Genomic DNA, 26,636 nt, shown 5'->3' on the forward strand with positions numbered 1-26,636 from the left:
CTACTAATTAAATCTAACAACCAATGCAACCACAAATAGCAGCTACTACTTTACTGCACCTCCAGTAATACCACTGATTATCTTTCGCTGTGCTATACCAAAAACTATAAGCAATGGCAGACTCATAAGAACTATATACGCAAAAATCAAATGCCAATTATTAAGATACAATCCAGCGCTAGCAACATTATACAAATTAAGAGGCAATGTACTCATCTTTCCAGAAAGTATAAATAGAGCGTAAAAAACGTCATTCCATATATAGAGTATAAGAAGAATGGTTGCAGTAGCAATTGTTGGTGCAAGAAGCGGAAGAATTAGCATGAAGAATATTCTAATAGGCGAAGCACCATCTACCCTCATCGATTCTTCTAAAGCCGTAGGTATAGTACGAATAAATCCAGTTACAAAGAATATAACTGTAGACAAATAAATACCAACATAAACGCAAATCATTCCTACTGCAGTTCCAGAAAGACCAATCATTTTCAACAGCATCATTACTGTAACTACGGCAGGAGGCAATATTAGCCCAGATATACCTACAACATACAAAGCTGCAACAGGCTTAGTTGCACGTCTTGCTAAAACCCACGAAGCCATTGACCCGACAAATATAGCAATAAACACAGATGGTAATGTAACAATTATAGATCCAAAAAATGCCGCTAACATTTTCCCATCACGTATAACAGTCAAAAAATTTTCAAGCAAATGCCATTGTTTAGGAACAGACATACTAAGTTTCAGTGCTTCACTCTGTGTTTTACCAGCGGTAATTATCAACAGCCAAAATGGAATTGCAAGAAATATAATCATGATAAAAATTACAAAAATATCATGAACTACACGTCGAGCAACGCGATTAATCTTTGATAATCTAACAGAACTATTGGAATTTACAATCGTCTGATTGCGAAAACATAAATTTAACAAACGCATTAACATCAGAAAATATTCCTTTCCCTACGGCGTAGAATATATATAACAGGTAAAGCAATAAGTGCTACTAAAATGAAAAGAATCATACTCATTGTTGTCGATTGAGCATATAATCCTTGCCCAAATGTACGCCAAATAAAGATGTTAAGAATTTCTGTAGAACCACCAGGTCCACCCTTTGTCATAGCCTGCACCATATCGAATCCATTTAATGAACCAAGTAAACTTGTCGCAACATTAAACGTGAATGCGGGAGCTAACAGAGGGAATTTAATTTTCCAGAAAATCTGACCGCTACTTGCACCATCAATATAAGCAGCTTCAAGAACATCTGAATCAATAGTTTTTAATCCTGCAAGGAATATAAGCATTGACAAACCCATCCACTTCCATCCTTGAACGAACGCAATTGTAATGATTGCAGTATGGGTATTAGCCAATAATCCAGTAGTTATACTATGACCAAATATACCTGAGAGAATCTGATCTAGCGCACCTGAATTTTTTAAAACTGCCTGCCAAATATATCCAACAGCTAATGCAGACATAATTACAGGGATAAAAAACATTATTCTTGCTAATCTATTTAACAGAGTATCCTTTTCTAACAAAACAGCCAAGAATAATCCAAATACATTTTGAAAAATAGCAATACATATGGCATAAAACAATGTTATTTGTATATCTTTCATTAAGATTCCGTTTTGGAATAATGAAAGAAAATTATCAAAACCATTAAAATTAATAGTATTTTTAAAAGCAGACCAATCAGTAAATGCATAAACAAAATTCATAATTGTTGGAGCAATAAAGAAAACTGTCAGCATAACACCTGCAGGAATCAAAAAAGCTAAGGGGTAATTTTTTCTCATTAAACTACTATGAGTACCCATAATAAATACCTTTCAAATAACTTCACGCAGACAGATGAATATAATTCAATACCCGCTATAGGTGATTAAGAGATTTAAAAAATAAATCTCTTAATCACCTCATTAATGAATATTTTTAAGAATCAAAACTCTGTTAGAATCCTTTTGCACCCTGGGCTTTTGCAATCTGGGCAAACTGATCTTGCGTTGCTTTAGCTACTTGTTCTGGATTCACAGTTCCATTTATCATGTTAGCGAGATTCAAATAAAGATCTGGATTAGCAATAGCAGCTGACTGCATAGATGGAGCACTATGACCAATAGAATTAGCAGCATCAATCAAAGCTTGAGGAACAGTTGACGGAGAGTCAACAGTCTTAAGAGCGGAAACAAGGTTACGATCATTAACAAAATTCTTATAACCAACAGACATCCAGAAATTCAAGAATTGTCGTGCTGCAGATTCACGTTGCGCGTCACCAGTCTTGAAAGCTACTACTGCGCTTGAAGCTCCAGGAGACAACGACGAGATATTACCAGAAGCAGAAATCGGCAAGAACCCTAAAGTATCATCTATAACTTTCTTATCATTATTGGCTAATGCAGCAGCAATATTAAATTGAGCGTTATTACCAAAAATCATACCTGCTTTGCCTTCAAATAATGCTGCAGCTTGATCATTAAGCGTTGCAGAACCAGCATCATTATTAAACAATCCATCATCAAATAACTTCTTATAATTCTTTATAGCAGTCATAATGATCTTGTCTGTAAACTTCTCTTTGCCGCTATTTACACGATCCCAAAGTCCAGCACGAGCCGATTCTGCAAGTTGAACCTGAACACCCCACTGAGTACCCCATTGAGAACCACCCATTTCGAAGAATGGAGACTGTGCTGCATGCGTCTTTTGTATTTTCTTAGCAGCCTCGAGCAGCCCATCCCATCCTTTAGGAAGATCAGTAATACCAGCTTTTTCAAATACTTTCTTGTTGTACCAAACGCCCATAACATTAACCGGGGATATTAAAGCTGCATATCGATGACCCTTTGTTTTTCCTAAATCAGAAATACCAGACGCATAATTTTTAACCCATGGAGCGTGATCCAACTTCTGTAATTTTCCTGTACTAACAAACCCAGCAAGCATGGAATTTGTAGGTTCCCAAGTTGCCAAATCTGGCATATCTCCAGTAGTAATCTTTGTTTGTACATTATTTTCATAAGTGTCTGGAATTGTTTGTAAATCAACTTTTGCGCCAGTAGCATGTTCAAAATCTTTTATAACACGCACAGGTACTTTATTATCAGATTGACCAACCCAAAAAGTCAGCTTAACTCCTGATAATTTCCTATTTGCATTCGGCCAATAATTTGCAGAAGTTGTAGACTCATCAGAATTATTACTCATAGCAGCAGGATTACCACATCCCGACAAAGTCAATCCTAGACTGAGTACACCAACTAATGCCAGCTGTAGAATAGTTTGCCTTTTCATTGAATTCTCCTTTGAACCTTCTTGGCAATAAACTCATACGCCACTCGACAAAGCTTGTGACACCTTTATAGTAACGCATATTGTTTGAAAGCGCTACCAAAATAATAAAAATAATAAAAATATGATTTTTTCTTTATATATAATGGCTTTATTGCAGTTAACGATAAACTTAATAATAAATTTGAAAACGTTTTCAAATAAAAATCGTTGCACCATTAAAATCAATAATTATTATTAAAAGCTCAAAATTTATATAAAAATTAATTTTTAAATTCATCTATCGAGAAAATAATACTCATAGAGTATTAATTATGAAAGCTATCACACACAATAAGCCCTTAAAAACAAAAAAATGCTTTCGGTTTTGCAAGCCCCTAGTAGCAAACAAAACCGAAAGCAACAACACTCAACACCCAAAACCCAAAAAGCTAAACGAATCAACACTGGGAAGAAAAGAAAAACAATAGCAAACCAATGTTAAAACAATAAAACCAAAGAGAATCGGGAATAAACCAGTGTGATGCTTCCCTACAAAACACCACACTAGTCGTTGAGCGCAAACCTTAAATAAGGTGGTAAATAATGCTTAGTGACGCATCTTGCGAACAGCAGCACCCATACCAGCAAGCATAGAAGCAGCCAAAGCAGTCAAAGCAACACCAACACCAGCATTACCAAGCTTCTCGCCAGCCTTACCACCATGGCCATTGCCACCCTTGGTGCCCATACCAGCAAGCTCACCCTTAGCAGCAGCCTTACCAGCAACAGCGGCTGGAGCAGCAGCCTGAGCCTTAGCCTCAGCCTTAGCTTCAACCTTCTTAGCCTCAGCCTTAGCAGCAGCAGGAGCAGCAGGGAAATCAGTAGAAACTGGGTTCAAAGTGTTAGGATCAGCAAAGCCCTTAACAGCAGAAGCCTCAACCTCAACAGCCTTATTATAAGCAGCACGATAATTCACAAGAGCAGCATTATAAGCAGTAGCAGCAAGCAAAGCCTTACCACTCTTCTCTACGAAATTCTTCTCAGCATCAGCATACTCATGAGTCCTATAAGCATTAGCCCTAGACTGAGCAGCCTTCAAATCAATAACAGCAGCCTTGTAAGCATCAGTATCAGTCTTACCAGCCACGCGAAGAGCCTCTTCACGATCAGCAGCAGACTTCACCTGAGCATCCAAAGCAGCCATCTGAGTCTTAGCAGCCTCAAAACCAGCCTTAGCCTTAACAAACTTATCCTGAGCATCCTTATTAGTAGCATCAGCCTCAGCCAACACAACCTGAGTACGCATCAACTCAGCAGAAGCAGCAGACTTAGACGGATCAGCAGTCTGAACAGGCTTAGTCTGATCTGGCTTGGTCTGATCAGGCTTAGTCTGATCTGGCTTGGTCTGATCAGGATTGGTCTGATCTGGCTTAACATCTCCACCAGTCAAAAGCTTCAAATACTGCTGATCAAAATTAAGAGTAGTCTGAGCAGCATCAAACAAAGCCTGTTCAGTCTCAACATTAGCCTGAGCAGTATCAGCAATAGTCTTAAGTGCTTCAGTTACTTCACTAAGCTTCTTATTCTTTACAGTGACTCCATTAGCACCAACATAAGAGTGATTCGAAGCATCAACCTTAGCCTGAGCAGCTTCTACAGCCTTAGTAAGCTTTTCGCGTTCAGCCTTAACGTCATCATCGGTATCATATGCCGTTTTCCACTCATCGAAGTTCTTAGTCTTATTAGTATCACCCTTAAGTTTCTTCTCAGCGTAAGCAGAAGCAGCATCATCTTTAGCCTTCTTAGCATCCTCAACAGCCTTATCAGCGGCATCAGAAGCAGCCTTAGCAGCAGTATAACGACCATTTGCAACAGCAAGCTCACCCTTAGCAAGAGCAAGTCTACGAGCAGCCTTATTAAGCTCTCTTTGAGCCTTGTGAACATCCTTTTGAGCACGGATCACAGTGAGTTGATCATGAAGATGCTCAGTCTCTTCACTAGCCATTGCAGGGGTTGCCATTGCAAAGCCAGCAAGCAAAGTAGCGCCAGCAGCGAAAGCGGCGATAGCCTTCTTATTCATCATTTTAATTTCCTTTCTTCTTCTCCTCCGTGCAGGTACACGAAGAAAAATTTTAAACATCCAACAACATTCAAAACATTGTGGATAACCACCATCTAGAGCATCTAGCTAGCAGCTGTTATTAACATACCCCCCCCCCGTTTAAAAAAGTCAAGAGGCAGCCATACAAAACAAACAGAAAAAAATAATGTTACACACAAACTAATCCACAATAAAAACTATTTTCACCATAATATTTGTGGATTAACACTAATAAAACCGTAAAAACACATTGTTTCAAGGTTTTTAAAGAATTTTCCCAGACTTTTCTCAGGAAACTACTCAGACAAGAACACTAGCACTACTAAACCATTGAAAAATCAACATTCCACACAACCCACACACGCAACACGCCGACACCCCACCAACACAACACCTACTATCCCGCGTTTGTTCCCTTTTTTAGCAAATATGACAACAAATGCGGGCAAAAAGAAACGAAAGCAAGAACATTTTCCCGAGATTGTTTACGTATTTGGCGATTTTGGAAACAATATCGGGCGAAAAGAAACAAACGCAGGCAAAAATACACAAACGCAAACAAAAAGGGCTTCTAGCCAATCGCTAGAAACCCTGCTTGCGGATGAAGCGAGATTTGAACTCGCGGAGGGTGTAACCCTCACACGCTTTCGAGGCGTGCTCCTTAGACCGCTCGGACATTCATCCATTTTGCGCAAACTGCAAAACGCAGAAAGAAACGCAACTTTTCAATTGTAAACCAACCCTAGAATATACACAAATTTGTGTTGAGAATTTTGCAAACAATCAATCAAGTTCTTCAAGAGTTCGACGAGCGCGAATCGCATTAGCCCTAACTTCAAGTTGATCTTTCGGAGGATATTCAACATATTCCAAAGTCAAACCATTAGCCGCAATAGGACCAGTAGATCCTTCTCGAATCGGATTTTCAATCTTATCCTTAAACCAGTCAACGGAACGCTTACCGCAACCAACTTGTACACAAGCCTGAACAAGAGAACGAACCATATTATGTGCAAACGCATCAGCAACAATAGTAAACTCAATCAAACCATGCTCAATAGGCGGAATATTGCCAGTTGATCTAGAAACAATATCCGAACCAACAGACGCGCAACCATCCAAACAAACGCGATTCCAAACCGCTTTTTTAACGCAGCGAATCGTAGTTCCACCAGGATTTGGACGGGCGAAAGACCCAAAATCGTGCAAACCAACAATCATAGCTGCTGCCTGATCCATGGCATCAACGTTTAAATCGTAGTCAAGTTGTAACACAAAACCACGCATGCGCGGATCCAAATTCTCGCGATTTGCCGCATCACTAATCCTATACACGTATGTGCGATCAAGCGCAGAAAAACGAGCATCAAAACCGCTTGGTGCAATGCTTACACTGTGAATCGAAATATCTTTAGGCAAAACACCACGAAGCCTATATTCTAAAGCTTTTACAGGCGTCAGATTTGTGTGGCAAACACAATTTTGTAAAATATCATCTTCTACATCTAAATGACAAACCTGATAAGAAGCATGAACACCAGTATCCGTGCGCCCAGCAACTGTTAGTCGAAGCGGAAAACAAGAATCGCCATCATGTACACGCAAAACTTTATATAAAGCGTCTTCCAAAGTGCCTTGAACTGTTCTTAAATTCGGCTGCCTAGCCCAACCGTAAAAATCACCGCCATCATAAGCTAAATCTAAACGAAGACGCATCAAAAAAACCTTCCAAAAAATTATACAATTATTAGAAAAAAAAACCGAATATTAGTCGCCTTAGTCGCCTTAGTCGCCAGACTGCAACGATAATCTTTTCAATTCTTATGTTCTGCTCCACCAACACCAGTAAACGCACCCATAATATTACGAATTAACTCATAAGTCTTTGAATCCATATGCGTTGCTATGCTCAATATTTTCGGCAAAAGCTCAGACCAATGCGCAGAAATTTCATCAAAAGTAGGATATCCTAAGCTAGTTAAAGCGTTGTAAACACTATCGATTCTGCGTTTTCGCTCTTCGAAAGGCAAATTCAACATCCAATCATTAGCAGCTTTAGAAACAGCAAGCGCACGCGGAGTTACATGATCACAATAGTCAAAATCTCCGTCTTTAACCTGCCAATACATGCCAAAATGTTGCATCAATCCAATCGACTCAGCAACCGTAACTTTATACGGTACGCCAGTATCCATAATCAATCCAATAAAAGCAGATTGCGGAACAACTTTTTCGATTCTGGAAACAACGCGAGAAAAAACCTTTGGATCAACAACATCCGAGCCAAAACTAGGACCGTCCATAGAATAAATTTTACTGACAAGATCACCAAGTTGTTGATTTTCTGCATCCAAACGCATTGCCGCATATGCAGCCATATTCCCGCCTTTTGAATGACCCACAACAAATATTTTAGGATTATCACTTAAATCGCAATCATTGCTATTTTCTAGATTGCTATTCTTATTATCGCTATTTTCTAGATCGACCTTATCCAGATCGATATTCTTAAAATCATTCTTCTTATTAAACAAATTCGCGAAATAATCGGCAACACTGCTACAAATCCCACGAATACCGCCACTTTTGCAAGAATCTTTACACGCGCGCCTAGATATAGAGAGCAAATATTCTGCAGCAGACTCTTGAGCTGGAACTGGGCAGCGAAAAGCCATATTAAAATCTTCCTTCCACCCAACAAGAGTGTTATCAGTCCCCCTGAAAGCAACAACAAAACATCTATAGCCAATACAATCAGTCAAATCAAAAGTAACTGCAGCAAACTGCTGTTCACACGAATCATCAACCTTCGACTCATCAAAACGCTCAAGAACCTCGCCGACTCGCATTCCCCTATATCGCGGACTAGCTGCAACAGCGAGAAGAAGACTCTTTCGAAAATCATCAACTTTAGCTGAACCAGAGCTAAACATTGAAGAAAAATCCTCACCGCGAAGCAATTCGCTTAAAGGAACGGTTGCTAGTGCGTTAGAATCGTCATTATACTTTGGAATCGATTCAGGCATGCAAACATACGCCAACTCGCATAAAATAAGCGAATCTACGGCGTTGAATTTTCTATCTTTAAAGTTAGTAAAATCGTTATTCACTAAATCGAGAATATTTGTCATATTTCAATAATAATTGATACCAGATATAGAAAAGATATATCAGATATAGAAAAACGGGCTGGAGATAAAACTCCAACCCGTTCAATAAATCTAAAACACGACGACTACTCGTAGAAAGATTTACTTACCGATGCATCAAGATGCTAATCTAAGCTACTCGGCTGCTTCTTCTTTAGCAGCAACTTTAGCAGCAGACTCAGCTTCCTTAACGACAGCCTTCTTTGGGCTTACTGGCTCAACAACAAGCTCAATAATAGCTTGTGGAGCAGTATCACCACGACGAGGAGCCATCTTAACGATGCGGGTATAGCCACCTTCACGCTGCTTCATCTGCTCAGCAATTTGAGTGAAAAGCATGTGAACAACGGACTTATTGCGGATCACGCGCAACACACGGCGGCGCGAATGCAAGTCGCCACGCTTAGCGAATGTTATCAAACGCTCAGCAAGTGGACGAAGACGCTTTGCCTTTGGCAAAGTAGTCACAATACGACCGTGCTGGAAGAGGCTAGTAGCCATGTTGGCCAGCATCAGGCGCTCATGCGCTGGGCTAGAAGCCAGACGAGGCCCTTGTTTCGGTGTAGGCATTATTACTCCTTATTGTCGCAGAATTCAGGTGGGCAAAAACCCGAACATCCAAAAACCACGACGATTGGCGGTGGACTGTTTACTCGTCTTCTGGCGAGAAGAACGTGCCACCTTCGAGATTATTGGCGTCAAAGCCAAGCGGCGAGGCCTTAAGAGACAATCCCATAGACTGCAATTTCTCTTTAACCTCATCGATGGATTTCATGCCGAAATTACGAATATCGAGCAAATCCTGCTCAGTGTGTACTACCAGCTCACCAACAGTGTGGATTCCCTCACGCTTCAAGCAGTTGTAGCTGCGCTGCGTAAGATTCAAATCCTCAATCGGAGTAGCCATCTGAGAATCAACTTCTCCCATGACTGGAGCTGGACCAACTTCAACACCTTCTGCATCGACGTTAAGCTCACGGCAAAGACCAAAAAGCTCAACCAAAGTCGAACCAGCAGATGCAACTGCATCTCGTGGTGTAATAGCTGGCTTAGTTTCCACATCCAGGATGAGCTTATCGAAGTCCGTGCGCTGTTCCACGCGGGTAGCTTCGACCTTATAGCTCACCTTCAAAACTGGTGAGTAGATCGAATCCACTGGAATGCGACCGATTTCGCTGTTTTCCTGCTTGTTCATCTGAGCAGGTACATATCCACGACCGCGCTCCACGGTGAACTCAATTTCAAGCTCACCATCTTCAGCAAGTGTAGCGATATGCATCTCTGGATTGGCAATAGTGACGCCAGCAGGAGGAGTAATATCTCCAGCTGTTGCTTCACCCTTGCCGCTCTTGCGAAGATACATCACTACTGGCTCGTCATACTCACTTGTAAGTACGATACCCTTAATGTTCAGCAGGATTTCAGTGACATCCTCTTCAACACCTGGCAGAGTCGTGAACTCATGGAGAGCACCAGAAATGCGTACCGAAGTTACGGCAGCACCTGGAATGGAGCTCAATAGGGTACGACGCAGCGAATTGCCGAGCGTGTATCCGAAACCTGGTTCCAACGGCTCAATTGTAAAGCGAGAACGCTGGGGATTCAGTGATTCCTCGGTAAGTGTTGGACGCTGTGCGATAAGCACTTTTGTATCCTTTCAGCTTCTGGTCGGTGGTGCACTCGCCGCCCATAAGCGGGTTGGATGGATGGATTCGTAAGAGTGCTCAGACGCGGCGACGCTTTGGTGGGCGAACGCCGTTATGCGCTTGTGGGGTGACGTCGGTAATAGAACCGACTTCAAGACCCGCGGACTGAAGGGAACGGATAGCGGTTTCACGACCGGAACCTGGACCCTTAACAAACACGTCGACCTTCTTCAGGCCATGTTCCATTGCCTTACGAGCAGCAGACTCAGCAGCCATACCTGCAGCGTAAGGAGTCGACTTGCGGGAACCCTTAAAGCCGACATCGCCACCGGAAGCCCAAGAAAGGACTGCACCCGATGGATCGGTGATGGAAATAATCGTGTTATTGAATGTTGATTTAATATGCGCCTGCCCAACCGGTACCGACTTGCGGTCCCGGCGACGCGGCTTGCGCGAGGCTTGCTTTGCAGCTGCCATTGACCCTCGTTTCCTAATGACGAATTAGTTGGTATGTCTAGGCGATGAGAATTAACTCGTGGCCTAGAGCCGACCACCGACTACTATCTGGTGGCCTTCTTCTTCCCGGCGACAGTACGCTTCGGACCCTTACGAGTACGAGCATTAGTCTTAGTACGCTGACCACGCACAGGAAGACCCTTGCGATGACGCTGGCCTTGATAGCAGTTGATCTGAATCTTACGACGAATGTCTGCATCGATTTCACGACGCAAATCGCCTTCAATCTTATAATTAGCTTCAAGATAATCACGCAAAGTGATTAACTGTTCATCCGTAAGATCCTTGACGCGGGTATCCGGATTAACACCGGTCGCGGCAAGCGTTTCCTTAGCGCGAGTACGGCCTACACCAAAAATGTAGGTGAGGGCAATCTCAATGCGCTTCTCATTGGGAATATCTACTCCGGCAAGACGTGCCATTGTAATTCCTTTACTATTACGCAGGTCGTGCACCAAGTCTCCCGCAATCCTGCGGCCTGGGCCTGCGCACCCAGGGTTCAGCTTTAGCTGCGACTTAGCGCCTTATCCTTTATCTTCGCGGTGGGGATCCACTCAGCCCTGACGCTGCTTATGACGTGGGTTGATGCAAATCACCATGACGCGACCGTGACGGCGGATCACGCGGCAATTTTCGCAGATCCTCTTCACGCTAGGGCTGACCTTCATGGTTTTCCTTTGCTTGTACCTTTACTTATAGCGGTACGTAATACGACCACGGTTCAAATCATAAGGGCTCATCTCCAGCACAACACGATCTTGAGGAAGAATACGAATATAATTCTTACGCATCTTTCCAGAAATCGTAGCCAGTACAATGTGCTCGTTCTCAAGCTGAACGCGAAACATCGCGTTTGGCAGTGCTTCAACTACCGTGCCTTCGACTTCAATCACACCGTCTTTTGCCATGAGCCTCGTTCCGTTCCTTGGACGTACTACTTTACGTATCCGAAGACACGCCAATCTTCTATGATACAGTAAATGCGCCCAATACAACACTCGGCGTGTCGCAAAAGGCGCATTATAAATACGAGAAAATCTAAATTTTAAATAAATCTCATACCAAAGACTCAACTATGCGATTGTTGATTTCAGCAATATCGCCAACACCATCAACCTCAACAAGCTGACCACGGCTTTCATAAATATCAAGAAGAGGAGCAGTTTCCTTCTCGTAAGTTTCCAAACGAGTAGCAATTACCTCAGGAGTATCATCTGAACGACCCTGCTCAATTGCGCGCTTCTTCATACGCTCAAGCAAAACCTCACGCTCCGCTTCAAGAGCAACAACGTGATCCAAAGGAGTACCAAGCTCCTCAAGCATAAGATCCAAAGCCTTAACCTGAGACGCATTACGTGGATATCCATCAAGAATCCAGCCATTCTTAGCATCATCCTGAGCAAGACGATCCTTAACAATGCTATTTGTCAATTCATCTGGAACAAGCTCACCCTTATCAAGATAACCCTGAACCTTCTTACCAAGCTCCGTTTGATTCTTCAAGTTGTAACGGAAAATATCGCCAGTAGAAATAGCAGGAATCCCATAATGCTCTGCAAGCAAAGCAGCCTGAGTGCCCTTACCAACGCCCTGTGGTCCCATAATTAGCAATCGCATATTAATCTCCTTGTTTCTTTATGCTCCATCGCAAATCTTAACAACAAAACCTATCTAGTAATACTATTTAGCAACTTGCTTACTATCGTTATGATCAAACAAGAATCCAGCATATTGGAACTGCTCGGTCTGAGCCTTGGCTTGACGCAAAGTATCCAAACCAACACCTGCGATAATAAGAATCGTAGTACCACCAAATGGAAGCTTCATATTAAGGTGCAAAGACATAATCAAAACTGTTGGAATCAACGCTACGAATAGCAAATAGACAGCACCAACAGTGTTTAATCTATTCATGACATAGCTAAGATAGCGACTTGTAGCACTACCAGCACGAATACCTGGAATAAAACCGCCGTATTCCTTCATGTTATCTGCAGTTTCATCTGGATTAAAAGTAATCTCAGTGTAGAAGAAGCAGAAGAACACAATCATAACTGTGTACAAGGCTATGTACCACACAGAAGTAGAGTTTGCTAAATTGGCATTAATCCAACGCACCCAATCCTTACGACTATCACCGAACTGAGCAAGAAGAGTTGGAATAGCAAGAATCGAGGATGCAAAAATTGGTGGGATAACACCACTCATATTGACCTTAAGAGGTAAGTATGTAGAAGAACCGCCATACATCTTACGACCAATCATTCGGCGCGTATACTGTACAGGAATTCTACGCTGAGCAAGCTCCACGAAATCAACAAAAATAAGAATTACAAGCAGAACGCCACCGACAATAGAGAACTTGGTCCAATCGCCATTAGTACCATTGGTTCCCCAACCAATTTCCCACAGCTTTGGAAGGAAGCCAGAGCAGATAGACATGAAGATTAACACTGACATGCCCTGACCAATACCCTTATCCGTAATAAGTTCTGCCATCCACATGATCAAACCAGTGCCACCAGTCATAATCAAAACCATAACCAGTAAGCTCCACATAGAGCCATCTGGAATAACCTGACCACACTGATAATTAAATAGTGCACCAGAACGTGCAGTAACCAAAATGGTTGTGGACTGTAAAATTGCCAAGCCAATAGTCAAATAACGAGTGTACTGAGTAAGCTTTGTTTCTCCAGACTGACCTTCCTTGTGAAGAGCCTCAAAACGAGGAATCACAACCCTAAGCAGCTGAATAACAATAGACGCCGTAATATAAGGCATAACGCCCAATGCAAAAATAGACAGCTGCAAAAGCGAACCACCAGAGAACAGGTTCACCAAACCAATAAAGTTTTCACTAGAAGAGGCAAGCTTAGCTGTGCAAGCACGTATAACTTTGTAATCAACGCCAGGAATTGGAATAAAGGAACCAATTCTGTAGATGATAATCATTGCGAAGACGAAGAGGATCTTATTCCTCAACTCCTTCGTCCTGAAGGCCTGGATTAACGTTTTCACCTGGGTCTTCCTCCCTTTTTTGCGCTACGATCTAGGCGCAACAGTAAAAAAACAAACTCTGAGGCAATAGTTTATATCACGGTGCATACCGATACAGTCATTCCGTGAGTTTAGACAATAAAAAATAATCCCTCCAGCCAAAACTAGAGGGATTATTAAACAGTCAAATCACTGCGTTAATTAGCATTATCAGCTGAGTACATTACTCTTCGCTAACAGAGCCACCAGCAGCTTCAATCTTGGCCTTAGCAGATGCAGAAGCTTTAACTCCCTTAAGAGTCAAAGCAACCTTAAGATCGCCATCACCCAAAACCTTAACTGGGTAACCATCACGCACAGCGCCCTTAACTACCAAATCAGCAACAGTAACTTCGCCACCATTTGGGAAGAGCTCTTCGAGGGCTGCAACATTAACAACCTGGAACTCTTTCTTGAATGGGCTCTTAAAGCCACGAAGCTTAGGCAAACGCATGTAAAGTGGAAGCTGGCCGCCTTCAAAGCCTGGACGAACTTGGTAACGCTTCTTCGTACCCTTATCGCCACGACCCGAAGTCTTACCCTTAGAGCCTTCACCACGACCCACGCGAATGCGATCCTTCTTAGCTCCTGGAGCTGGACGCAACGTGTGCATGTGCAACATTGGTTCTTCATTAGCCATAATCAGTCAACCTCCTCAACGCTCAGCAAGTGGCGAACGGCCATAACCAAGCCACGATTGACTGGATTGTCCTCGCGAACAACGCTCTGGCCAATCTTGTGAAGACCGAGAGTTTGAACGTTCGCGCGCTGACGCTCGGTGGAATGAACCAAACCGTGCACCAGAGTGATCTTCAAGTTAGCCATCACTCACCATCCTTTGCTTGGGCAGCCTTAGCAGCCTGAGCTTCTTCACGAGCCTTGCGAGCTTCGGCAATGCCTGCAGCGCGCTCACGAAGCAATGCGTCTGGTGCAACTTCCTCGAGGGAAAGTCCACGACGAGCGCAAATCTCCTCTGGCTCTTCAAGCTTCTTCAAAGCATCCACAGTAGCGCGAACCACGTTAACAGCGGTTGCAGAGCCCATGGACTTGGTGAGGATATCGGTAATGCCAGCGCACTCCATAACAGCACGCACAGCGCCACCAGCAATTACACCAGTACCTGGAGCAGCTGGACGAAGCAAAACTGTGCCAGCAGCATCGTGACCCAACACAGGGTGGGTTACGGTACCACGAATACGTGGAACAGTGAACATATGCTTCTTAGCATCAAGCTGACCCTTAGCGATAGCTGCTGGAACTTCGCGAGACTTACCGTAGCCAACACCAACAGTGCCCTTACCGTCGCCAACAACAACAAGTGCTGCAAAGCTAAAGGTACGACCACCCTTGTGAGTCTTGGAAACACGGTTAATAGTAACTACGCGATCCAGAAGCTCTTCGCCGCGGTTTTCTTCACGACGGTTACGACGCTCTCCGCGCTTACCTTCGCCCTTAGAGCGACGGGAACGGCGATCGTCAGTACGCTCCTCGGCGGATGCCTGAGTGTTCTGAGTTTCTTCAGCCACTTGGGTTTCCTTTTCGTTATCGCTCACAGTGCTAGACCTCCCTGACGGGCGCCTTCAGCTACTGCTGCGACGCGACCATGATACTTATTACCGCCACGATCGAAGATTACAGCGGTAATACCCGCTTCCTTCGCCTTGGCAGCGATTAACTCGCCAACCTTGGTAGCAGCTTCAGTCTTCGTACCAGTAAAACCAGCGAAGTCAGAAGTCAAGGTGGAAGCGCTTACAAGGGTAAGACCCTTAGTGTCATCCACAATCTGAGCAACCATGTGACGGTTAGAACGAGAAACTACCAAACGTGGGCGCTCTGGAGTGCCAGAAATGCGCTTACGAAGACGGGCGTGACGACGCAAACGCGCGACTTTGGTACCCTTACCGAAAATCTTAACGCTCATATCACTTACCAGCCTTTCCAGCCTTGCGCAAAATACGCTCATCGCTGTACTTAATGCCCTTACCCTTATAAGGTTCTGGAGCACGCAGCTTGCGAATGTTAGCGGCAGCCTGACCAACGGCCTGCTTGTCAGTACCCTTGACGATTACCTGATTTGCGTTTGGCAATTCAAACTCAATACCCTCAGGTGGCTGAACGGTAATAGTGTGAGAATATCCGAGTGAGAACTCAATGCCCTTACCCTTCATCACAGCACGATAACCAGTTCCAACAATGTCCAAAGTCTTGGTGTAGCCTTCATGCACACCCTTAACCATGGACGCTACGATTGCACGAGCCAAACCGTGCTTTGCACGAGTTGGACGCAAATCATCAGCTGGGGTTAAAACGATCTTGCCATCAGCAACTTCAGCGGTAATACCTTCTGGAATTACATAGGAATCAGAACCCTTAGCGCCCTTAGCACTAAAGGACTGACCTTCAATCTTTACTTCCACGCCTGCAGGAATGTCGACGGGGAGCTTACCAATATGCGATGCCATTTTCAGCTCTCCTTTCTCACCATACGTAGGCGACGATTTCGCCGCCAATGCCTCTGTCGAGGCATTCCTTCTGAGTCAACAATCCCGAGCTGGTCGAGATAATAGCGATACCGAGACCACCAAGAGGCATAGGCAAAGAATCAGACTTTGCGTAACGACGCAAGCCTGGCTTAGAAATGCGCTTGATGCCCTGGATGGAACGCTGACCATTGGAGCCATACTTTAATGTGACTTCCAAAGTCTGTCCAACCTTGGCTTCCTTAGCAGCAAAGTCTTTAATATAGCCTTCACGCTTCAGAATCTCGGCGATATTCGCCTTGAACTTGGAGTACGGCATTTCCACGGTATCGTGCTTTGCCGCGCTCGCATTACGCAGACGTGTCAACATGTCTGCGATAGGATCTGTCATTGTCATGTTGGGCTAACGCCCTTTCTCGCCGTGGTTTCCACCGCCTGTTTTAGTTATTCTTAAAGCAGTGGACCTTCAGCGTCGATATTTACCAACTGGACTTCGTAACACCCGGCAACTCACCGCGATGTGCCTTTTCACGAAGGCATACACGGCACAGACCGAACTTGCGATACACGGAGTGAGGACGACCACAAACCTGGCAACGCGTATAAGCGCGCACCTTGAACTTCGGCTTAGCGGCCGCCTTGTTTTTCAGAGCGGTTTTTGCCATATCAGTTCTCCTTGAATGGGAAACCGAGGTGCTTAAGTAGCGACTTCGCTTCCACATCGTCCTTGGTGGTGGTCACCACGGTGATGTCCATACCACGCTGATGATCAATCGAATCAGGATCAATCTCGTGGAACATTGACTGCTCCGTAAGACCAAAGTTATAGTTACCCTGACCGTCGAACTGGTTGCCATTAATACCACGGAAATCGCGGATACGTGGCAAAGCCAGAGTGAGCAAACGATCCAAGAATTCCCACATACGATCACCACGAAGAGTTACGTAAGCGCCAATAGCCTGACCTTCGCGCAAATGGAACTGCGCAACAGATTTCTTAGCTTTAGTAACCTTTGGCTTCTGACCAGTGATCAAAGTGAGATCCTTAATCGCACCTTCGATAAGCTTGGAATCGCGAGCTGCAGCGCCAACGCCCATAGAGACGACGACCTTCTGCAAACGAGCCACCTGCATAGGATTAGTGTGGCCAAATTCCTTTTCCAAAGCTGGAACGATTTGATCATTGTATTGCTGCTTTAAGCGCGGAGTTGCCGGCGCCTCAACTGTAGTATCGGTCATGCCAGCTCCTTTCCGGACTTCTTAGCTACACGCACGCGCACGGTCTTTACTTTGCCGTCGCGAGCTTCTTGCTTAACAATCACGCCCACGCGGGTTGGTTGCTTGGTCTCTGGGTCAATCACCATAACGTTAGAACGGTGAATTGGAGCCTCAACAGAGACGATGCCTGCCTGCTGACCCTGCTGGGTAGCACGCACATGCTTCTTAACAACCTGAACACCCTCGACGATCAAACGGTCTTCGGCGAGTACACGAAGTACTTTGCCTTCCTTACCGCGATCCTTGCCGCGGATAACCTTTACCTGGTCGCCGGACTTAATCTTGGCTACCATCTCAGATCACCTCCGGGGCGAGGGACACAATCTTCATGAAGCGCTTATCACGCAATTCACGACCGACTGGTCCAAAGATACGAGTGCCCTTTGGTTCACGGCCAGAGCCGAGAATAACAGCGGCGTTCTCGTCGAACTTAATATAGGAACCATCAACACGACGATGTTCCTTGACAGTACGGACGACGACAGCTTTAACTACGTCGCCTTTCTTGACCGACCCGCCAGGAATAGCATCCTTAACGGAGGCGACGATGATGTCGCCGATGCCGGCATAGCGTCGCTTCGATCCACCGAGCACGCGGATGGCAAGCAATTCCTTAGCACCCGTGTTGTCGGCGACATGAAGCCGCGTTTCCTGCTGAATCATTGATTCTCCTTAGTCGAGCTGGTTCTCCCCGCTCACCCGTACCTACTAAACAACAGGCACAGGTGAAGCGCGGAGCCTTGCTGAACTTGTTTACTTGGCGCGCTCGATAATCGAGTCGAGACGCCAACGCTTGGTCTTGCTCAAAGGCCGAGTTTCCATGATACTCACGAGATCGCCAATATGCGCCTCATTGTGTTCATCATGTGCCTTGACCTTGCGTGTGGAGCGGACGACTTTACCGTAAAGTGGGTGTGTCGAACGCTGCTCCAGCTCCACGGCAATTGTCTTGTCCATGGCCTCGGACACGACGTAGCCGCGACGAACCTTGCGGAAGTTGCGCTCTTGGTTCTCAGCCATGCTTACTTCTCCTTGACCTCAGTGGCGCCAGGCTCTTGGCTGATGCCGAGTTCACGCTCACGCAGGATAGTATACATCCTGGCTATGTCGTGCTTGACCGCCTTGAGGCGAGCGCTGTTTTCGAGTTGACCAGTTGCTGCCTGGAAGCGCAAGTTAAAAAGCTCTTCCTTGGACTTCTTTAAGAAGCCTTCGATTTCAGCATTAGTCTTCTCGTTTAAATTCTTGATGGTGTAGTCTGCAGTTCCGACTGGCATCAGATGTCACCGCCTTCACGCGCAATAACACGGCATTTCATTGGGAGCTTGTCGATAGCGCGGCGCAAAGCCTCGCGAGCGACGTCCTCAGAAACACCACCGATCTCGAACATTACACGACCTGGATGGATGTTAGCAATCCAGAATTCTGGAGCGCCTTTACCGGAACCCATTCGTGCACCAAGCGGGTGCTTGGTTAATGGACGATCAGGGAAAACCGTAATCCACACGCGACCACCACGCTTAATATAGCGGGTCATTGCGATACGGGCTGCCTCGATCTGACGGTTAGTGATGTACGCCGGAGCCAGCGCCTGAATACCGAAATCGCCGAAAGCGATAGCGGTTCCACCCTTAGACATGCCGCTACGGGTAGGACGGTGCTGCTTGCGATATTTAGTCCTTTTTGGGATAAGCATCTGCTCACTCCTTCGTTTCCGTTGCGGCAGGAGCTTCAGCAGCTGCAGCTTCAGCTGGCTTCTCAGCCTGTGCTTCGGCAGCCTTCTGCTGGTTGGCAGAGCGTGCGCCACGACGTGGACGACGATCGCCACGGCGACCTTCACGCTTACCCTGCTGGGCCTGCTGCTCTTCGAACTCACGCTCGGTCATATCACCCTTATAAATCCATACCTTTACGCCGATACGGCCGTAGGTAGTCTTAGCTTCAAAGAAGCCGTAATCAATAAGGGCACGCAGGGTCTGCAGTGGAACGCGACCCTCACGATAGAACTCAGAACGGCTCATTTCGGCGCCACCAAGACGACCAGAGAGCTTAATACGGATACCCTTTGCACCTGCGCGCATTGCATCCTGCTGTGCTTTACGCATAGCGCGACGGAATGTAACGCGATTGGTTAACTGTTCCGCAATTCCCTGAGCAACCAATTGAGCGTCAAGTGCAGCATTCTTCACTTCGAAAATGTTGAGCTGTACTTGCTTACCAGTGAGCTTCTCAAGCTTTGCACGAACACGCTCGGCTTCTGCGCCACGACGACCGATAATAATACCTGGACGAGCGGTGTGAATATCAACACGAACGCGGTCACGAGTACGCTCGATAACGATGCGGGACACGCCTGCACGTTCGAGGTCATGGCTCATTTCCTTGCGAATCTTGTCATCCTCAAGGACGAAGTCACGGTAACGCTCGCCGGCTTTAGTAGAATCAGAGAACCACCTAGAGCGATGATTCTCGGTAATGCCCAGGCGATAGCCGAAAGGATTGATCTTCTGACCCATCTTTAGCGATCCCCTTCCTTAAGCGAGACGATAACAGTGATATGGCTTGTGCGCTTGTTAATGCGCGCAGCGCGACCTTGTGCACGAGCGCGGAAACGCTTAAGCGTTACACCCTCATCCACATAGGTTTCCTTGATGACCAAGTCTTGCTCACGGAATGGTTCTCCAGCCTTTTCAGCCTTAACGCGAGCGTTAGCGATCGCGCTTTCAAGAACCTTACGCACTGGTAAAGATGCGTCCTGAGGAGCAAACTTCAAAATGGTAATAGCTTCGCTTGCACGCTTGCCTCGGATGAGGTCGACCATGCGGCGAGCCTTGCGCGGCGTCACACGTACGTGACGAGCGATTGCTTTAGCTTCCATGTGTCCTAACTCTCCTTTAGCGGCGTGCTTTCTTGTCGTCCTTCACATGACCCTTGAAGGTCTTGGTTGGGGCGAATTCACCGAGCTTATGACCAACCATTGCTTCGGTAACGAATACCGGCACATGCTTGCGGCCATCGTGTACGGCAAAGGTGTGTCCAATGAAATCAGGAGTGATCATCGAACGACGCGACCACGTCTTGATGACGTTATGCGTGCCCTTGTCGTTTTGTTCGTCGACTTTCTTCTGTAAGTGGGCGTCGACGAAAGGGCCCTTCTTGATGCTACGAGTCATCTGTTCGACACTCCCTTACTTGCGGTTCTTACCATTCGGACGACGACGAACAATCATCTTGTTCGAAGCCTTCTTCGGACGGCGGGTACGAACCTCGCCCTTGCCCCATGGAGAAACAGGTGGTTTACCACCACGGGTACGACCACCATGAGGGTGATCAACAGGGTTCATAGATTCGCCTCGGGTGATTGGCCTGCGACCAAGCCAACGAGCACGACCTGCCTTACCAAGCTCGATATTAGCGTGGTCAGAGTTGCCAACCTCGCCGATTGTAGCGCGGCAACGAGCGTCCACGTTACGAATTTCGCCAGATGGCATACGCAACTGAGCGTAAGCGCCATCCTTAGCTACGAGCTGAACGGCAGCACCTGCGGAGCGTGCAATCTTTGCGCCACCAAGTGGACGAAGCTCGATTGCGTGCACCACGGTACCAGTTGGGATGTTCTTAAGAGGCAAGTTGTTGCCTGGCTTAATATCAGCCTGGGCGCCAGTCTCAATAACATCTCCCTGGGAAATGCCTTCAGGAGCGATAATGTAGCGCTTCTCACCATCTGCATAATGCAACAATGCGATGCGAGCGGAACGATTAGGGTCATACTCAATATGAGCAACCTTTGCTGGCACGCCATCCTTGTCCCAACGCTTAAAATCGATGAGACGATACTGACGCTTGTGTCCGCCGCCGCGATGGCGGGAAGTCATGCGACCGTAAGAGTTACGACCGCCAGTTTTGCTGAGTTTGCGTACCAACGACTTTTCAGGAGTGGAACGCGTAATCTCGGAGAAGTCCGAAACGGATGCGTTACGACGTCCTGCAGTCGTAGGCTTATAAACGCGGATAGCCATAATGTAGTATTCCTTTACTTTTCTCGGCTAGCCTTCAGTTACCAAAGATATCGATTGTCTGGCCCTGTGCCACGGTGACAATAGCACGCTTCTGATTCACACGACGACCGAAGCCAGTGCGAGAGCGCTTAAGCTTGCCAGCGCGATTCAAGGTGTTAACATTCGTTACCTTGACTTTGAAGATTTCTTCGATAGCCTGCTTGATCTGAACCTTGTTAGCATTTGGAGCTACCACGAAGGTGTACTGACCACGATCGGAAGCTGCATAGCTTTTTTCAGAAACAACTGGCTTTAAAATGATGTCATGTGCTGGGTTATGGACTGCGACCATTTAAATCAGGCCTCCTTAACTTCAGGCTCGGTCTTAGCTGCAACGAAGGCTTCGAAACCTTCCTTGGAGAAGACTACGTACTGAGCGGTGATGACATCGTAGGTGTTGAGCTGATCAGCGAAGATCACATGCACCGTTGGAATGTTACGAACAGACATCCACTCATTGATGTTTTCACGAGAGAGAACAACAGTGGTGAACTGATCCTTAGTTACTGGTGTAAGTGCTGCAACTGCTGCTTTGGTGGATGGAACATCCTTAATACCAAAGTCCACAACTGCAATGCGACCAGCATTTGCACGATCCGAAAGAGCATAACGAAGAGCAGCTGCCTTCATCTTCTTTGGAGTACGCTGATCATACTTGCGAGGAACTGGACCATGTACAACACCACCATGCACCCACTGTGGAGCACGAATGGAGCCTTGACGAGCACGTCCGGTGCCCTTCTGCTTCCATGGCTTCTTACCGCCGCCAGATACATTAGCGCGATTCTTAACCGCGTGAGTACCCTGTCGAGCAGCAGCAAGCTGAGCAATAACGACCTGATGAACCAATGGACCGTGAGCCAAAACGTCTTCGTTGGAGATGCCGAAAATCTCAGCAGGAGCTTCAACAGTTCCGTTTGCATTGCCCTTGGTGTCAGTTACGTTCAGAGTTACGTTTGCCATTTAAATCAGGCTCCCTTCACTGCCGAACGGACGAGAACGATAGCACCTTTAGGTCCTGGAATAGCACCCTTAATAGCTAAAATACCGTTCTCAACATCCGAAGAAACGATTGTGAGGTTGAGCGCAGTAGAAGTCACATGACCCATGCGACCAGCCATACGCTTGCCCTTCAAAATGCGGCTTGGAGTTGCACATGCGCCCACAGAACCTGGACGACGTTCATTCTTGTGCGAGCCGTGAGTACGACGGTAAGACTTGAAGCCCCAACGCTTGATTGTGCCAGCAAAGCCTTTACCCTTTGTAGTACCCGTTACGTCGACTTCGGCACCTTCAGCAAATACTTCAGCGGTCAATTCTTGACCTGGCTTGTAATCTGCTGCATTTTCAGTGCGCACCTCAGCGAGGTGACGACGAGGAGTCACGCCAGCCTTTGCAAAGTGACCAGCCAATGGCTTGGTAACCTTGGTAGGATCAATCTGGCCATAACCGAGCTGTACGGCGCAATAACCGTCAGTTTCTTCGGTCTTAACAGCGGTAACTACGTTAGTAGCGACCTCAACCAGAGTTACGGGGACAAAAAGGCCGTTTTCATCCCAAACCTGGCTCATGCCCAGCTTACGGCCGAGCAAAGCAGTGCGATTCTTATTTTGCGACATTATTTACCCCCCTTCCTACAGCTTAATCTCGATATTTACATCCGCAGGCAGGTCAATGTGCATCAAAGAATCCACAGCCTTTGGCGTTGGATCAACGATGTCAATGAGGCGCTTATGAGTGCGCATCTCGAAATGCTCGCGAGAATCCTTATATTTGTGAGGAGAACGGATAACAACAAACACGTTCTTCTCGGTCGGCAGAGGAACCGGACCCACTACTGTGGCGCCCGCGTTCGTCACCGTCTCGACGATTTTCTTCGCCGATTGGTCGATGACCTCATGGTCATAGGACTTAAGCCTGATGCGGATTTTCTGTCCCGCCATTGCCGTCCGCCCTTTCTAGCGATTCGTTTACTGTTTACCAACCTGTATTAAAGGGCACCGGGAGAATAGACACTAAAGGTCATTCCACATCAGTGCGCAGCCTACAAAAATCAACAAAAATTGCGATTTCTGTTTCTGCGCTCGCTTTTTTGAATTACAATATGCGAGCCTTAAAAACAGGCAACTAAGTAATTAAACCATCAACCTTGGATTAACAAAAATCGGGCGTGTCGGCTATTTTCCAACGAAAAATGGCAGAAAACTACAGCTAGTGCAGCCTCTGCCATTTGCAACTAAATATACAATAATTATTCAATAATCATCTAAATAATCATTCGAAAATCACTTAAATAATTATTCAATAATCACTTAGATTCGCGCTCCAAACGCATACGATGTCCTTCTTCTTGGGAAACACCATAATACGCTGCAATCGCAATATCTTTCATATCTTCGATTTGAGGAATACGAGGATTTGCAGGAGCGCACTGATCTTCGTAAGCACGCATGCCAATCTGATCCAACAAAGACCAATAGTATTCTTCATCCACACCGCATGCCTTAAACGAAGCATCCATACTAAGAAGATTATCTCGATAATTTTCAACAGCGCGCGCCAAATTCTCAACGCCCTCTTGAGGAGTTTTACCAGGATCTATGCCAAGATTCTTTGCAATCTGCTGGTATCGCTCCGGAGCGATGTAGCGATTGTACTTTGGCCAGCTTGTAGGCTCTTGTGGAATTTGACCATTGTAGCGAATCACATAAGGCAGCAAAATTGCATTCGTGTGGCCGTGAGCAACATGGCACAAAGCTCCGATTGTATGTGCCATTGCGTGGCACATACCAAGGAACGCCGAACCAAACGCCATTCCAGCCATAGTAGCCGCATTATGCATTTTTTCTTGAGCTTGAATCTTGCGTTCGGAATTATTGGAATTCACAGAATCGTTAAGATTATCCCAAATCAACTTTGCTGCATGCAATGCCATTGCGTCCGTAAAGTCGTTAGCATAAACAGAAGCAAAAGCTTCCATAGAGTGCGTCAAAGCGTCAAAACCAGAATCGCAAGCCAAGCGACGAGGCTGTGTGCGTGCCAAAACTGGATCCACGATTGCCACCGAAGGCGTAATTGCGTAGTCAGTAATTGGGTACTTGTAGCCAGTCTTATGATCTGTAATAACTGCAAACGGAGTAACTTCCGATCCTGTTCCAGAAGACGTTGGTACACAAATCAAGCAAGCCTTTTTACCAAGAGGCGGAATCTTAAATGCGCGCTTTCTAATATCGAAGAACTTTTCGCGCAAATCAGCGAAGGAAATTTCTGGATGCTCGTAAAGAAGCCACATAATTTTTGCAGCATCCATAGGAGATCCGCCGCCAACAGCAATAATCGTATCTGGCTGGAACTCTTCGCGCATCATTTCGGCGCCGCGTTCAACAGTTTCAACGCTTGGCTCTGGCTCAACGTAGTCAATAATCCTAAACGTTACGCGATTGTCTCTAGCGCGAAGCTGATCAATTACCTTGTCTATAATGCCAAGCTGCTCCATAACTTTATCGCACACAATAACTGCGCGCTCAATGCCATACATGTCTCGCAAATAGCGAACAGCATTCGGCTCAAAATACGTTTTGGCCGGAATCTTGAACCACTGCATATTATTATTCCTTCGCGCTATGCGCTTTATATTAATAAGATTTACTGCTTGAACATTTCCAGAAACAGAGTTTCCACCATAAGAACCACAGCCTAAAGTGAGAGAAGGTGCGATTGCGTTGTAGATGTCACCAACACCACCCAAAGATCCTGGGGAGTTCCAAATGATTCGGCAAGCGTGCATGCGGCTGCCATATTCGCGAGCAAGCTGCTGATTATTAGTGTGAATCACAGCAGTGTGACCAGCTCCGTGAACAAGCATCTTCTCGCACATTTCAAAGCCTTGTTCCTTGTTATCTGCGCGAAGCAAAGCGTGAACAGGAGCCAACTTTTCCATTGTTAGAGGCTCCATCTCGCCAACTTCCTTGCACTCGGCAATAAGTATCACAGCATCTTCTGGAATCTCAAATCCAGCTTCATGCGCAATATATTGAGGAGATTTTCCTGGAACAACTGAATTAAGCTTAGGAGTTTGACCTGAATACGAAGTGCAACCAAACATATACTGTTCAAGTTTCGCTTTTTCATCGGCATTAACGAAATATGCTTTTCTGCGCTTCAATTCCTTTAACAATGGCTCATACACGTCTTTATGCGCAATAATCGCCTGCTCTGTTGCGCAAATCATACCGTAATCAAAATGCTTTGAAAGCACCAAATCGTTTGCAGCGCGCACAACATCTACGTCCGCATCAACATATGCTGGAGCGTTTCCTGCACCAACGCCAAGTGCTGGCTTTCCCGAAGAATAAGCAGCTTTAACCATTCCAGGACCGCCTGTTGCAAGAATTGTTGCAACATCTGGGTGCTTCATTAAAGCTCCCGTAGCTTCGATTGATGGATGTTCAATCCACTGAATGCAATTTTCTGGCGCGCCTGCTTCTATCGCTGCATCGCGCACAACTCTTGCCGCTTCTGCGGAGCATTTTTGAGCGAATGGATGGAAGCCAAAAATAATTGGGCAACGAGTTTTAAGAGCAATTAGCGATTTAAAAATGGCTGTAGATGTTGGGTTTGTGACTGGAGTCACGCCTGCTACTATGCCAACTGGCTCAGCGATTTCATCGATTCCAAGAACATCATCTTCGCGAATAATGCCTACTGTGCGCTGGCCTGCAAGATAATGGGTAATATGCTCGCATGCAAAAATGTTTTTTGTGGCTTTATCTTCAACTAATCCTCTGCCTGTTTCTTCAACAGCCATTTTTGCTAATACTAAATGCTTGTTTAACGCTGCAATAGACGCTTTTGCTACGATTCTGTCTACTTGCTCCTGATTTAATTTTTCAAACTCTTCTAAAGCAACCTTTGCTTTTTTAGCTAATTCATCTACCTCTCGTTTGGCTGCTAATGCGGCTTGCTCTTTTTCATCAAGCACTGTTTCTTGCGCCTTTTCTTGCGCCTGCGCCATTTGGTCCTCCTCGATCATTCATATATTTTTATATTTACATTTCATATGCAGACATTTACATGAAGAA

General features: G+C 45.7%; 36 protein-coding genes and 1 tRNA gene. All 37 read right to left on the bottom strand.

Features of this window, described 5'->3' with window-relative positions; genetic code table 11:
* Positions 1–45: 45 nt before the first annotated feature.
* Positions 46–819 (bottom strand): carbohydrate ABC transporter permease, encoded by a 774-nt coding sequence (locus HXT20_RS05525; protein ID WP_020760477.1) that lies wholly within the window; start codon positions 817–819, stop codon positions 46–48.
* Positions 820–947: 128 nt separating this feature from the next.
* Positions 948–1,835 (bottom strand): carbohydrate ABC transporter permease, encoded by an 888-nt coding sequence (locus HXT20_RS05530; RefSeq protein WP_004573746.1) that lies wholly within the window; start codon positions 1,833–1,835, stop codon positions 948–950.
* A gap of 133 nt (positions 1,836–1,968) precedes the next feature.
* Positions 1,969–3,312, bottom strand: coding sequence for an ABC transporter substrate-binding protein (locus HXT20_RS05535; RefSeq protein ID WP_020760201.1), 1,344 nt, complete (start codon positions 3,310–3,312; stop codon positions 1,969–1,971).
* A 586-nt stretch (positions 3,313–3,898) separates the two neighbouring features.
* Positions 3,899–5,374 carry a hypothetical protein gene (locus HXT20_RS05540; RefSeq protein WP_422114312.1) on the bottom strand — a complete coding sequence of 492 codons (1,476 nt, stop codon included), beginning with the start codon at positions 5,372–5,374 and terminating at the stop codon, positions 3,899–3,901.
* Between the two features lie 616 nt (positions 5,375–5,990).
* Positions 5,991–6,076 (bottom strand) — tRNA-Ser (locus HXT20_RS05545).
* A gap of 99 nt (positions 6,077–6,175) precedes the next feature.
* Positions 6,176–7,108 carry a tRNA pseudouridine(38-40) synthase TruA gene (truA, locus tag HXT20_RS05550; RefSeq protein ID WP_422114313.1) on the bottom strand — a complete coding sequence of 311 codons (933 nt, stop codon included), beginning with the start codon at positions 7,106–7,108 and terminating at the stop codon, positions 6,176–6,178.
* Between the two features lie 98 nt (positions 7,109–7,206).
* Complete coding sequence (locus HXT20_RS05555) at positions 7,207–8,523, bottom strand: Mbeg1-like protein (protein WP_422114314.1); 1,317 nt, start codon at positions 8,521–8,523, stop codon at positions 7,207–7,209.
* Positions 8,524–8,676: 153 nt separating this feature from the next.
* Positions 8,677–9,111 (bottom strand): 50S ribosomal protein L17, encoded by a 435-nt coding sequence (gene rplQ / locus HXT20_RS05560; RefSeq protein WP_004114389.1) that lies wholly within the window; start codon positions 9,109–9,111, stop codon positions 8,677–8,679.
* 79 nt (positions 9,112–9,190) lie between these two features.
* Positions 9,191–10,186, bottom strand: a complete 996-nt coding sequence (locus HXT20_RS05565; protein WP_004114387.1) for a DNA-directed RNA polymerase subunit alpha — start codon at positions 10,184–10,186, stop codon at positions 9,191–9,193.
* 79 nt (positions 10,187–10,265) lie between these two features.
* Positions 10,266–10,664, bottom strand: a complete 399-nt coding sequence (rpsK, locus tag HXT20_RS05570; RefSeq protein ID WP_004105468.1) for a 30S ribosomal protein S11 — start codon at positions 10,662–10,664, stop codon at positions 10,266–10,268.
* A gap of 83 nt (positions 10,665–10,747) precedes the next feature.
* Complete coding sequence (gene rpsM, locus HXT20_RS05575) at positions 10,748–11,125, bottom strand: 30S ribosomal protein S13 (protein WP_004105472.1); 378 nt, start codon at positions 11,123–11,125, stop codon at positions 10,748–10,750.
* A 132-nt stretch (positions 11,126–11,257) separates the two neighbouring features.
* On the bottom strand, positions 11,258–11,371 hold the full coding sequence (rpmJ, locus tag HXT20_RS05580; RefSeq protein ID WP_003842636.1) for a 50S ribosomal protein L36: 114 nt from the start codon (positions 11,369–11,371) through the stop codon (positions 11,258–11,260).
* A gap of 21 nt (positions 11,372–11,392) precedes the next feature.
* On the bottom strand, positions 11,393–11,611 hold the full coding sequence (gene infA, locus HXT20_RS05585) for a translation initiation factor IF-1 (RefSeq protein WP_004105485.1): 219 nt from the start codon (positions 11,609–11,611) through the stop codon (positions 11,393–11,395).
* A gap of 148 nt (positions 11,612–11,759) precedes the next feature.
* Entirely contained in the window at positions 11,760–12,320 is a 561-nt protein-coding gene (locus tag HXT20_RS05590; protein ID WP_004114385.1) for an adenylate kinase, read from the bottom strand.
* A 63-nt stretch (positions 12,321–12,383) separates the two neighbouring features.
* Positions 12,384–13,724 (bottom strand): preprotein translocase subunit SecY, encoded by a 1,341-nt coding sequence (gene secY, locus HXT20_RS05595; RefSeq protein ID WP_004116039.1) that lies wholly within the window; start codon positions 13,722–13,724, stop codon positions 12,384–12,386.
* 202 nt (positions 13,725–13,926) lie between these two features.
* Positions 13,927–14,382 carry a 50S ribosomal protein L15 gene (rplO, locus tag HXT20_RS05600; RefSeq protein ID WP_004114381.1) on the bottom strand — a complete coding sequence of 152 codons (456 nt, stop codon included), beginning with the start codon at positions 14,380–14,382 and terminating at the stop codon, positions 13,927–13,929.
* 2 nt (positions 14,383–14,384) lie between these two features.
* Positions 14,385–14,567, bottom strand: a complete 183-nt coding sequence (rpmD, locus tag HXT20_RS05605; RefSeq protein ID WP_004114379.1) for a 50S ribosomal protein L30 — start codon at positions 14,565–14,567, stop codon at positions 14,385–14,387.
* A complete protein-coding gene (rpsE, locus tag HXT20_RS05610; RefSeq protein WP_004114377.1) occupies positions 14,567–15,295 on the bottom strand; it encodes a 30S ribosomal protein S5 in 729 nt (242 codons plus the stop codon). Before rpsE ends, rpmD begins: the two co-directional genes overlap by 1 nt.
* The gene (gene rplR, locus HXT20_RS05615; RefSeq protein WP_004114376.1) at positions 15,292–15,663 is read right to left on the bottom strand and encodes a 50S ribosomal protein L18; all 372 of its coding nucleotides are present in this window, start codon (positions 15,661–15,663) and stop codon (positions 15,292–15,294) included. Before rplR ends, rpsE begins: the two co-directional genes overlap by 4 nt.
* Before the next feature lies 1 nt (position 15,664).
* Positions 15,665–16,204: a 50S ribosomal protein L6 gene (gene rplF / locus HXT20_RS05620; RefSeq protein ID WP_004114374.1), complete on the bottom strand. Its 540-nt coding sequence runs from the start codon at positions 16,202–16,204 to the stop codon at positions 15,665–15,667.
* A 16-nt stretch (positions 16,205–16,220) separates the two neighbouring features.
* Positions 16,221–16,619 (bottom strand): 30S ribosomal protein S8, encoded by a 399-nt coding sequence (gene rpsH, locus HXT20_RS05625; protein ID WP_004114372.1) that lies wholly within the window; start codon positions 16,617–16,619, stop codon positions 16,221–16,223.
* Positions 16,620–16,701: 82 nt separating this feature from the next.
* Entirely contained in the window at positions 16,702–16,887 is a 186-nt protein-coding gene (locus HXT20_RS05630) for a type Z 30S ribosomal protein S14 (RefSeq protein WP_004114370.1), read from the bottom strand.
* 1 nt (position 16,888) lies between these two features.
* The gene (gene rplE, locus HXT20_RS05635; protein ID WP_004114368.1) at positions 16,889–17,461 is read right to left on the bottom strand and encodes a 50S ribosomal protein L5; all 573 of its coding nucleotides are present in this window, start codon (positions 17,459–17,461) and stop codon (positions 16,889–16,891) included.
* On the bottom strand, positions 17,458–17,793 hold the full coding sequence (rplX, locus tag HXT20_RS05640; protein ID WP_004114367.1) for a 50S ribosomal protein L24: 336 nt from the start codon (positions 17,791–17,793) through the stop codon (positions 17,458–17,460). The genes rplE and rplX overlap by 4 nt, the downstream gene beginning before the upstream one ends.
* Before the next feature lies 1 nt (position 17,794).
* The gene (gene rplN / locus HXT20_RS05645) at positions 17,795–18,163 is read right to left on the bottom strand and encodes a 50S ribosomal protein L14 (RefSeq protein ID WP_004114366.1); all 369 of its coding nucleotides are present in this window, start codon (positions 18,161–18,163) and stop codon (positions 17,795–17,797) included.
* 90 nt (positions 18,164–18,253) lie between these two features.
* On the bottom strand, positions 18,254–18,520 hold the full coding sequence (gene rpsQ / locus HXT20_RS05650) for a 30S ribosomal protein S17 (protein ID WP_004114365.1): 267 nt from the start codon (positions 18,518–18,520) through the stop codon (positions 18,254–18,256).
* Between the two features lie 2 nt (positions 18,521–18,522).
* Positions 18,523–18,774, bottom strand: a complete 252-nt coding sequence (gene rpmC / locus HXT20_RS05655; protein ID WP_004105502.1) for a 50S ribosomal protein L29 — start codon at positions 18,772–18,774, stop codon at positions 18,523–18,525.
* Positions 18,774–19,193 (bottom strand): 50S ribosomal protein L16, encoded by a 420-nt coding sequence (gene rplP / locus HXT20_RS05660; RefSeq protein ID WP_004114362.1) that lies wholly within the window; start codon positions 19,191–19,193, stop codon positions 18,774–18,776. The genes rpmC and rplP overlap by 1 nt, the downstream gene beginning before the upstream one ends.
* 4 nt (positions 19,194–19,197) lie before the next feature.
* Positions 19,198–20,013, bottom strand: coding sequence for a 30S ribosomal protein S3 (rpsC, locus tag HXT20_RS05665; RefSeq protein ID WP_004114360.1), 816 nt, complete (start codon positions 20,011–20,013; stop codon positions 19,198–19,200).
* 2 nt (positions 20,014–20,015) lie between these two features.
* Entirely contained in the window at positions 20,016–20,375 is a 360-nt protein-coding gene (gene rplV / locus HXT20_RS05670; RefSeq protein WP_004114358.1) for a 50S ribosomal protein L22, read from the bottom strand.
* A gap of 16 nt (positions 20,376–20,391) precedes the next feature.
* Entirely contained in the window at positions 20,392–20,670 is a 279-nt protein-coding gene (gene rpsS / locus HXT20_RS05675) for a 30S ribosomal protein S19 (RefSeq protein WP_004114357.1), read from the bottom strand.
* A 15-nt stretch (positions 20,671–20,685) separates the two neighbouring features.
* Positions 20,686–21,516, bottom strand: coding sequence for a 50S ribosomal protein L2 (gene rplB / locus HXT20_RS05680; protein WP_004114355.1), 831 nt, complete (start codon positions 21,514–21,516; stop codon positions 20,686–20,688).
* 34 nt (positions 21,517–21,550) lie between these two features.
* On the bottom strand, positions 21,551–21,847 hold the full coding sequence (gene rplW / locus HXT20_RS05685; RefSeq protein ID WP_004114354.1) for a 50S ribosomal protein L23: 297 nt from the start codon (positions 21,845–21,847) through the stop codon (positions 21,551–21,553).
* A 5-nt stretch (positions 21,848–21,852) separates the two neighbouring features.
* Positions 21,853–22,518 (bottom strand): 50S ribosomal protein L4, encoded by a 666-nt coding sequence (gene rplD / locus HXT20_RS05690; RefSeq protein WP_004114353.1) that lies wholly within the window; start codon positions 22,516–22,518, stop codon positions 21,853–21,855.
* Between the two features lie 5 nt (positions 22,519–22,523).
* A complete protein-coding gene (rplC, locus tag HXT20_RS05695) occupies positions 22,524–23,174 on the bottom strand; it encodes a 50S ribosomal protein L3 (RefSeq protein ID WP_004116043.1) in 651 nt (216 codons plus the stop codon).
* Between the two features lie 15 nt (positions 23,175–23,189).
* Entirely contained in the window at positions 23,190–23,498 is a 309-nt protein-coding gene (gene rpsJ / locus HXT20_RS05700) for a 30S ribosomal protein S10 (protein ID WP_003808013.1), read from the bottom strand.
* A gap of 365 nt (positions 23,499–23,863) precedes the next feature.
* Positions 23,864–26,569 (bottom strand): bifunctional acetaldehyde-CoA/alcohol dehydrogenase, encoded by a 2,706-nt coding sequence (adhE, locus tag HXT20_RS05705; RefSeq protein WP_246979510.1) that lies wholly within the window; start codon positions 26,567–26,569, stop codon positions 23,864–23,866.
* Positions 26,570–26,636 lie beyond the last annotated feature (67 nt).

This window comes from Gardnerella sp. DNF00109 (genome assembly GCF_049262845.1).
GTDB lineage: Bacteria > Actinomycetota > Actinomycetes > Actinomycetales > Bifidobacteriaceae > Bifidobacterium > Bifidobacterium vaginale.

Coding starts and splice junctions, on each gene's coding strand:
- HXT20_RS05525 (WP_020760477.1), bottom strand. CDS start 819: ATGATTATATTTCTTGCAATTCCATTTTGGCTGTTGATAATTACCGCT.
- HXT20_RS05530 (WP_004573746.1), bottom strand. CDS start 1,835: ATGGGTACTCATAGTAGTTTAATGAGAAAAAATTACCCCTTAGCTTTT.
- HXT20_RS05535 (WP_020760201.1), bottom strand. CDS start 3,312: ATGAAAAGGCAAACTATTCTACAGCTGGCATTAGTTGGTGTACTCAGT.
- HXT20_RS05540 (WP_422114312.1), bottom strand. CDS start 5,374: ATGATGAATAAGAAGGCTATCGCCGCTTTCGCTGCTGGCGCTACTTTG.
- truA (WP_422114313.1), bottom strand. CDS start 7,108: ATGCGTCTTCGTTTAGATTTAGCTTATGATGGCGGTGATTTTTACGGT.
- HXT20_RS05555 (WP_422114314.1), bottom strand. CDS start 8,523: ATGACAAATATTCTCGATTTAGTGAATAACGATTTTACTAACTTTAAA.
- rplQ (WP_004114389.1), bottom strand. CDS start 9,111: ATGCCTACACCGAAACAAGGGCCTCGTCTGGCTTCTAGCCCAGCGCAT.
- rpsK (WP_004105468.1), bottom strand. CDS start 10,664: ATGGCAGCTGCAAAGCAAGCCTCGCGCAAGCCGCGTCGCCGGGACCGC.
- rpsM (WP_004105472.1), bottom strand. CDS start 11,125: ATGGCACGTCTTGCCGGAGTAGATATTCCCAATGAGAAGCGCATTGAG.
- rpmJ (WP_003842636.1), bottom strand. CDS start 11,371: ATGAAGGTCAGCCCTAGCGTGAAGAGGATCTGCGAAAATTGCCGCGTG.
- infA (WP_004105485.1), bottom strand. CDS start 11,611: ATGGCAAAAGACGGTGTGATTGAAGTCGAAGGCACGGTAGTTGAAGCA.
- HXT20_RS05590 (WP_004114385.1), bottom strand. CDS start 12,320: ATGCGATTGCTAATTATGGGACCACAGGGCGTTGGTAAGGGCACTCAG.
- rplO (WP_004114381.1), bottom strand. CDS start 14,382: ATGGCTAATGAAGAACCAATGTTGCACATGCACACGTTGCGTCCAGCT.
- rpmD (WP_004114379.1), bottom strand. CDS start 14,567: ATGGCTAACTTGAAGATCACTCTGGTGCACGGTTTGGTTCATTCCACC.
- rplR (WP_004114376.1), bottom strand. CDS start 15,663: ATGAGCGTTAAGATTTTCGGTAAGGGTACCAAAGTCGCGCGTTTGCGT.
- rplF (WP_004114374.1), bottom strand. CDS start 16,204: ATGGCATCGCATATTGGTAAGCTCCCCGTCGACATTCCTGCAGGCGTG.
- rpsH (WP_004114372.1), bottom strand. CDS start 16,619: ATGACAATGACAGATCCTATCGCAGACATGTTGACACGTCTGCGTAAT.
- HXT20_RS05630 (WP_004114370.1), bottom strand. CDS start 16,887: ATGGCAAAAACCGCTCTGAAAAACAAGGCGGCCGCTAAGCCGAAGTTC.
- rplE (WP_004114368.1), bottom strand. CDS start 17,461: ATGACCGATACTACAGTTGAGGCGCCGGCAACTCCGCGCTTAAAGCAG.
- rplX (WP_004114367.1), bottom strand. CDS start 17,793: ATGGTAGCCAAGATTAAGTCCGGCGACCAGGTAAAGGTTATCCGCGGC.
- rplN (WP_004114366.1), bottom strand. CDS start 18,163: ATGATTCAGCAGGAAACGCGGCTTCATGTCGCCGACAACACGGGTGCT.
- rpsQ (WP_004114365.1), bottom strand. CDS start 18,520: ATGGCTGAGAACCAAGAGCGCAACTTCCGCAAGGTTCGTCGCGGCTAC.
- rpmC (WP_004105502.1), bottom strand. CDS start 18,774: ATGCCAGTCGGAACTGCAGACTACACCATCAAGAATTTAAACGAGAAG.
- rplP (WP_004114362.1), bottom strand. CDS start 19,193: ATGCTTATCCCAAAAAGGACTAAATATCGCAAGCAGCACCGTCCTACC.
- rpsC (WP_004114360.1), bottom strand. CDS start 20,013: ATGGGTCAGAAGATCAATCCTTTCGGCTATCGCCTGGGCATTACCGAG.
- rplV (WP_004114358.1), bottom strand. CDS start 20,375: ATGGAAGCTAAAGCAATCGCTCGTCACGTACGTGTGACGCCGCGCAAG.
- rpsS (WP_004114357.1), bottom strand. CDS start 20,670: ATGACTCGTAGCATCAAGAAGGGCCCTTTCGTCGACGCCCACTTACAG.
- rplB (WP_004114355.1), bottom strand. CDS start 21,516: ATGGCTATCCGCGTTTATAAGCCTACGACTGCAGGACGTCGTAACGCA.
- rplW (WP_004114354.1), bottom strand. CDS start 21,847: ATGGTCGCAGTCCATAACCCAGCACATGACATCATTTTAAAGCCAGTT.
- rplD (WP_004114353.1), bottom strand. CDS start 22,518: ATGGCAAACGTAACTCTGAACGTAACTGACACCAAGGGCAATGCAAAC.
- rplC (WP_004116043.1), bottom strand. CDS start 23,174: ATGTCGCAAAATAAGAATCGCACTGCTTTGCTCGGCCGTAAGCTGGGC.
- rpsJ (WP_003808013.1), bottom strand. CDS start 23,498: ATGGCGGGACAGAAAATCCGCATCAGGCTTAAGTCCTATGACCATGAG.
- adhE (WP_246979510.1), bottom strand. CDS start 26,569: ATGGCGCAGGCGCAAGAAAAGGCGCAAGAAACAGTGCTTGATGAAAAA.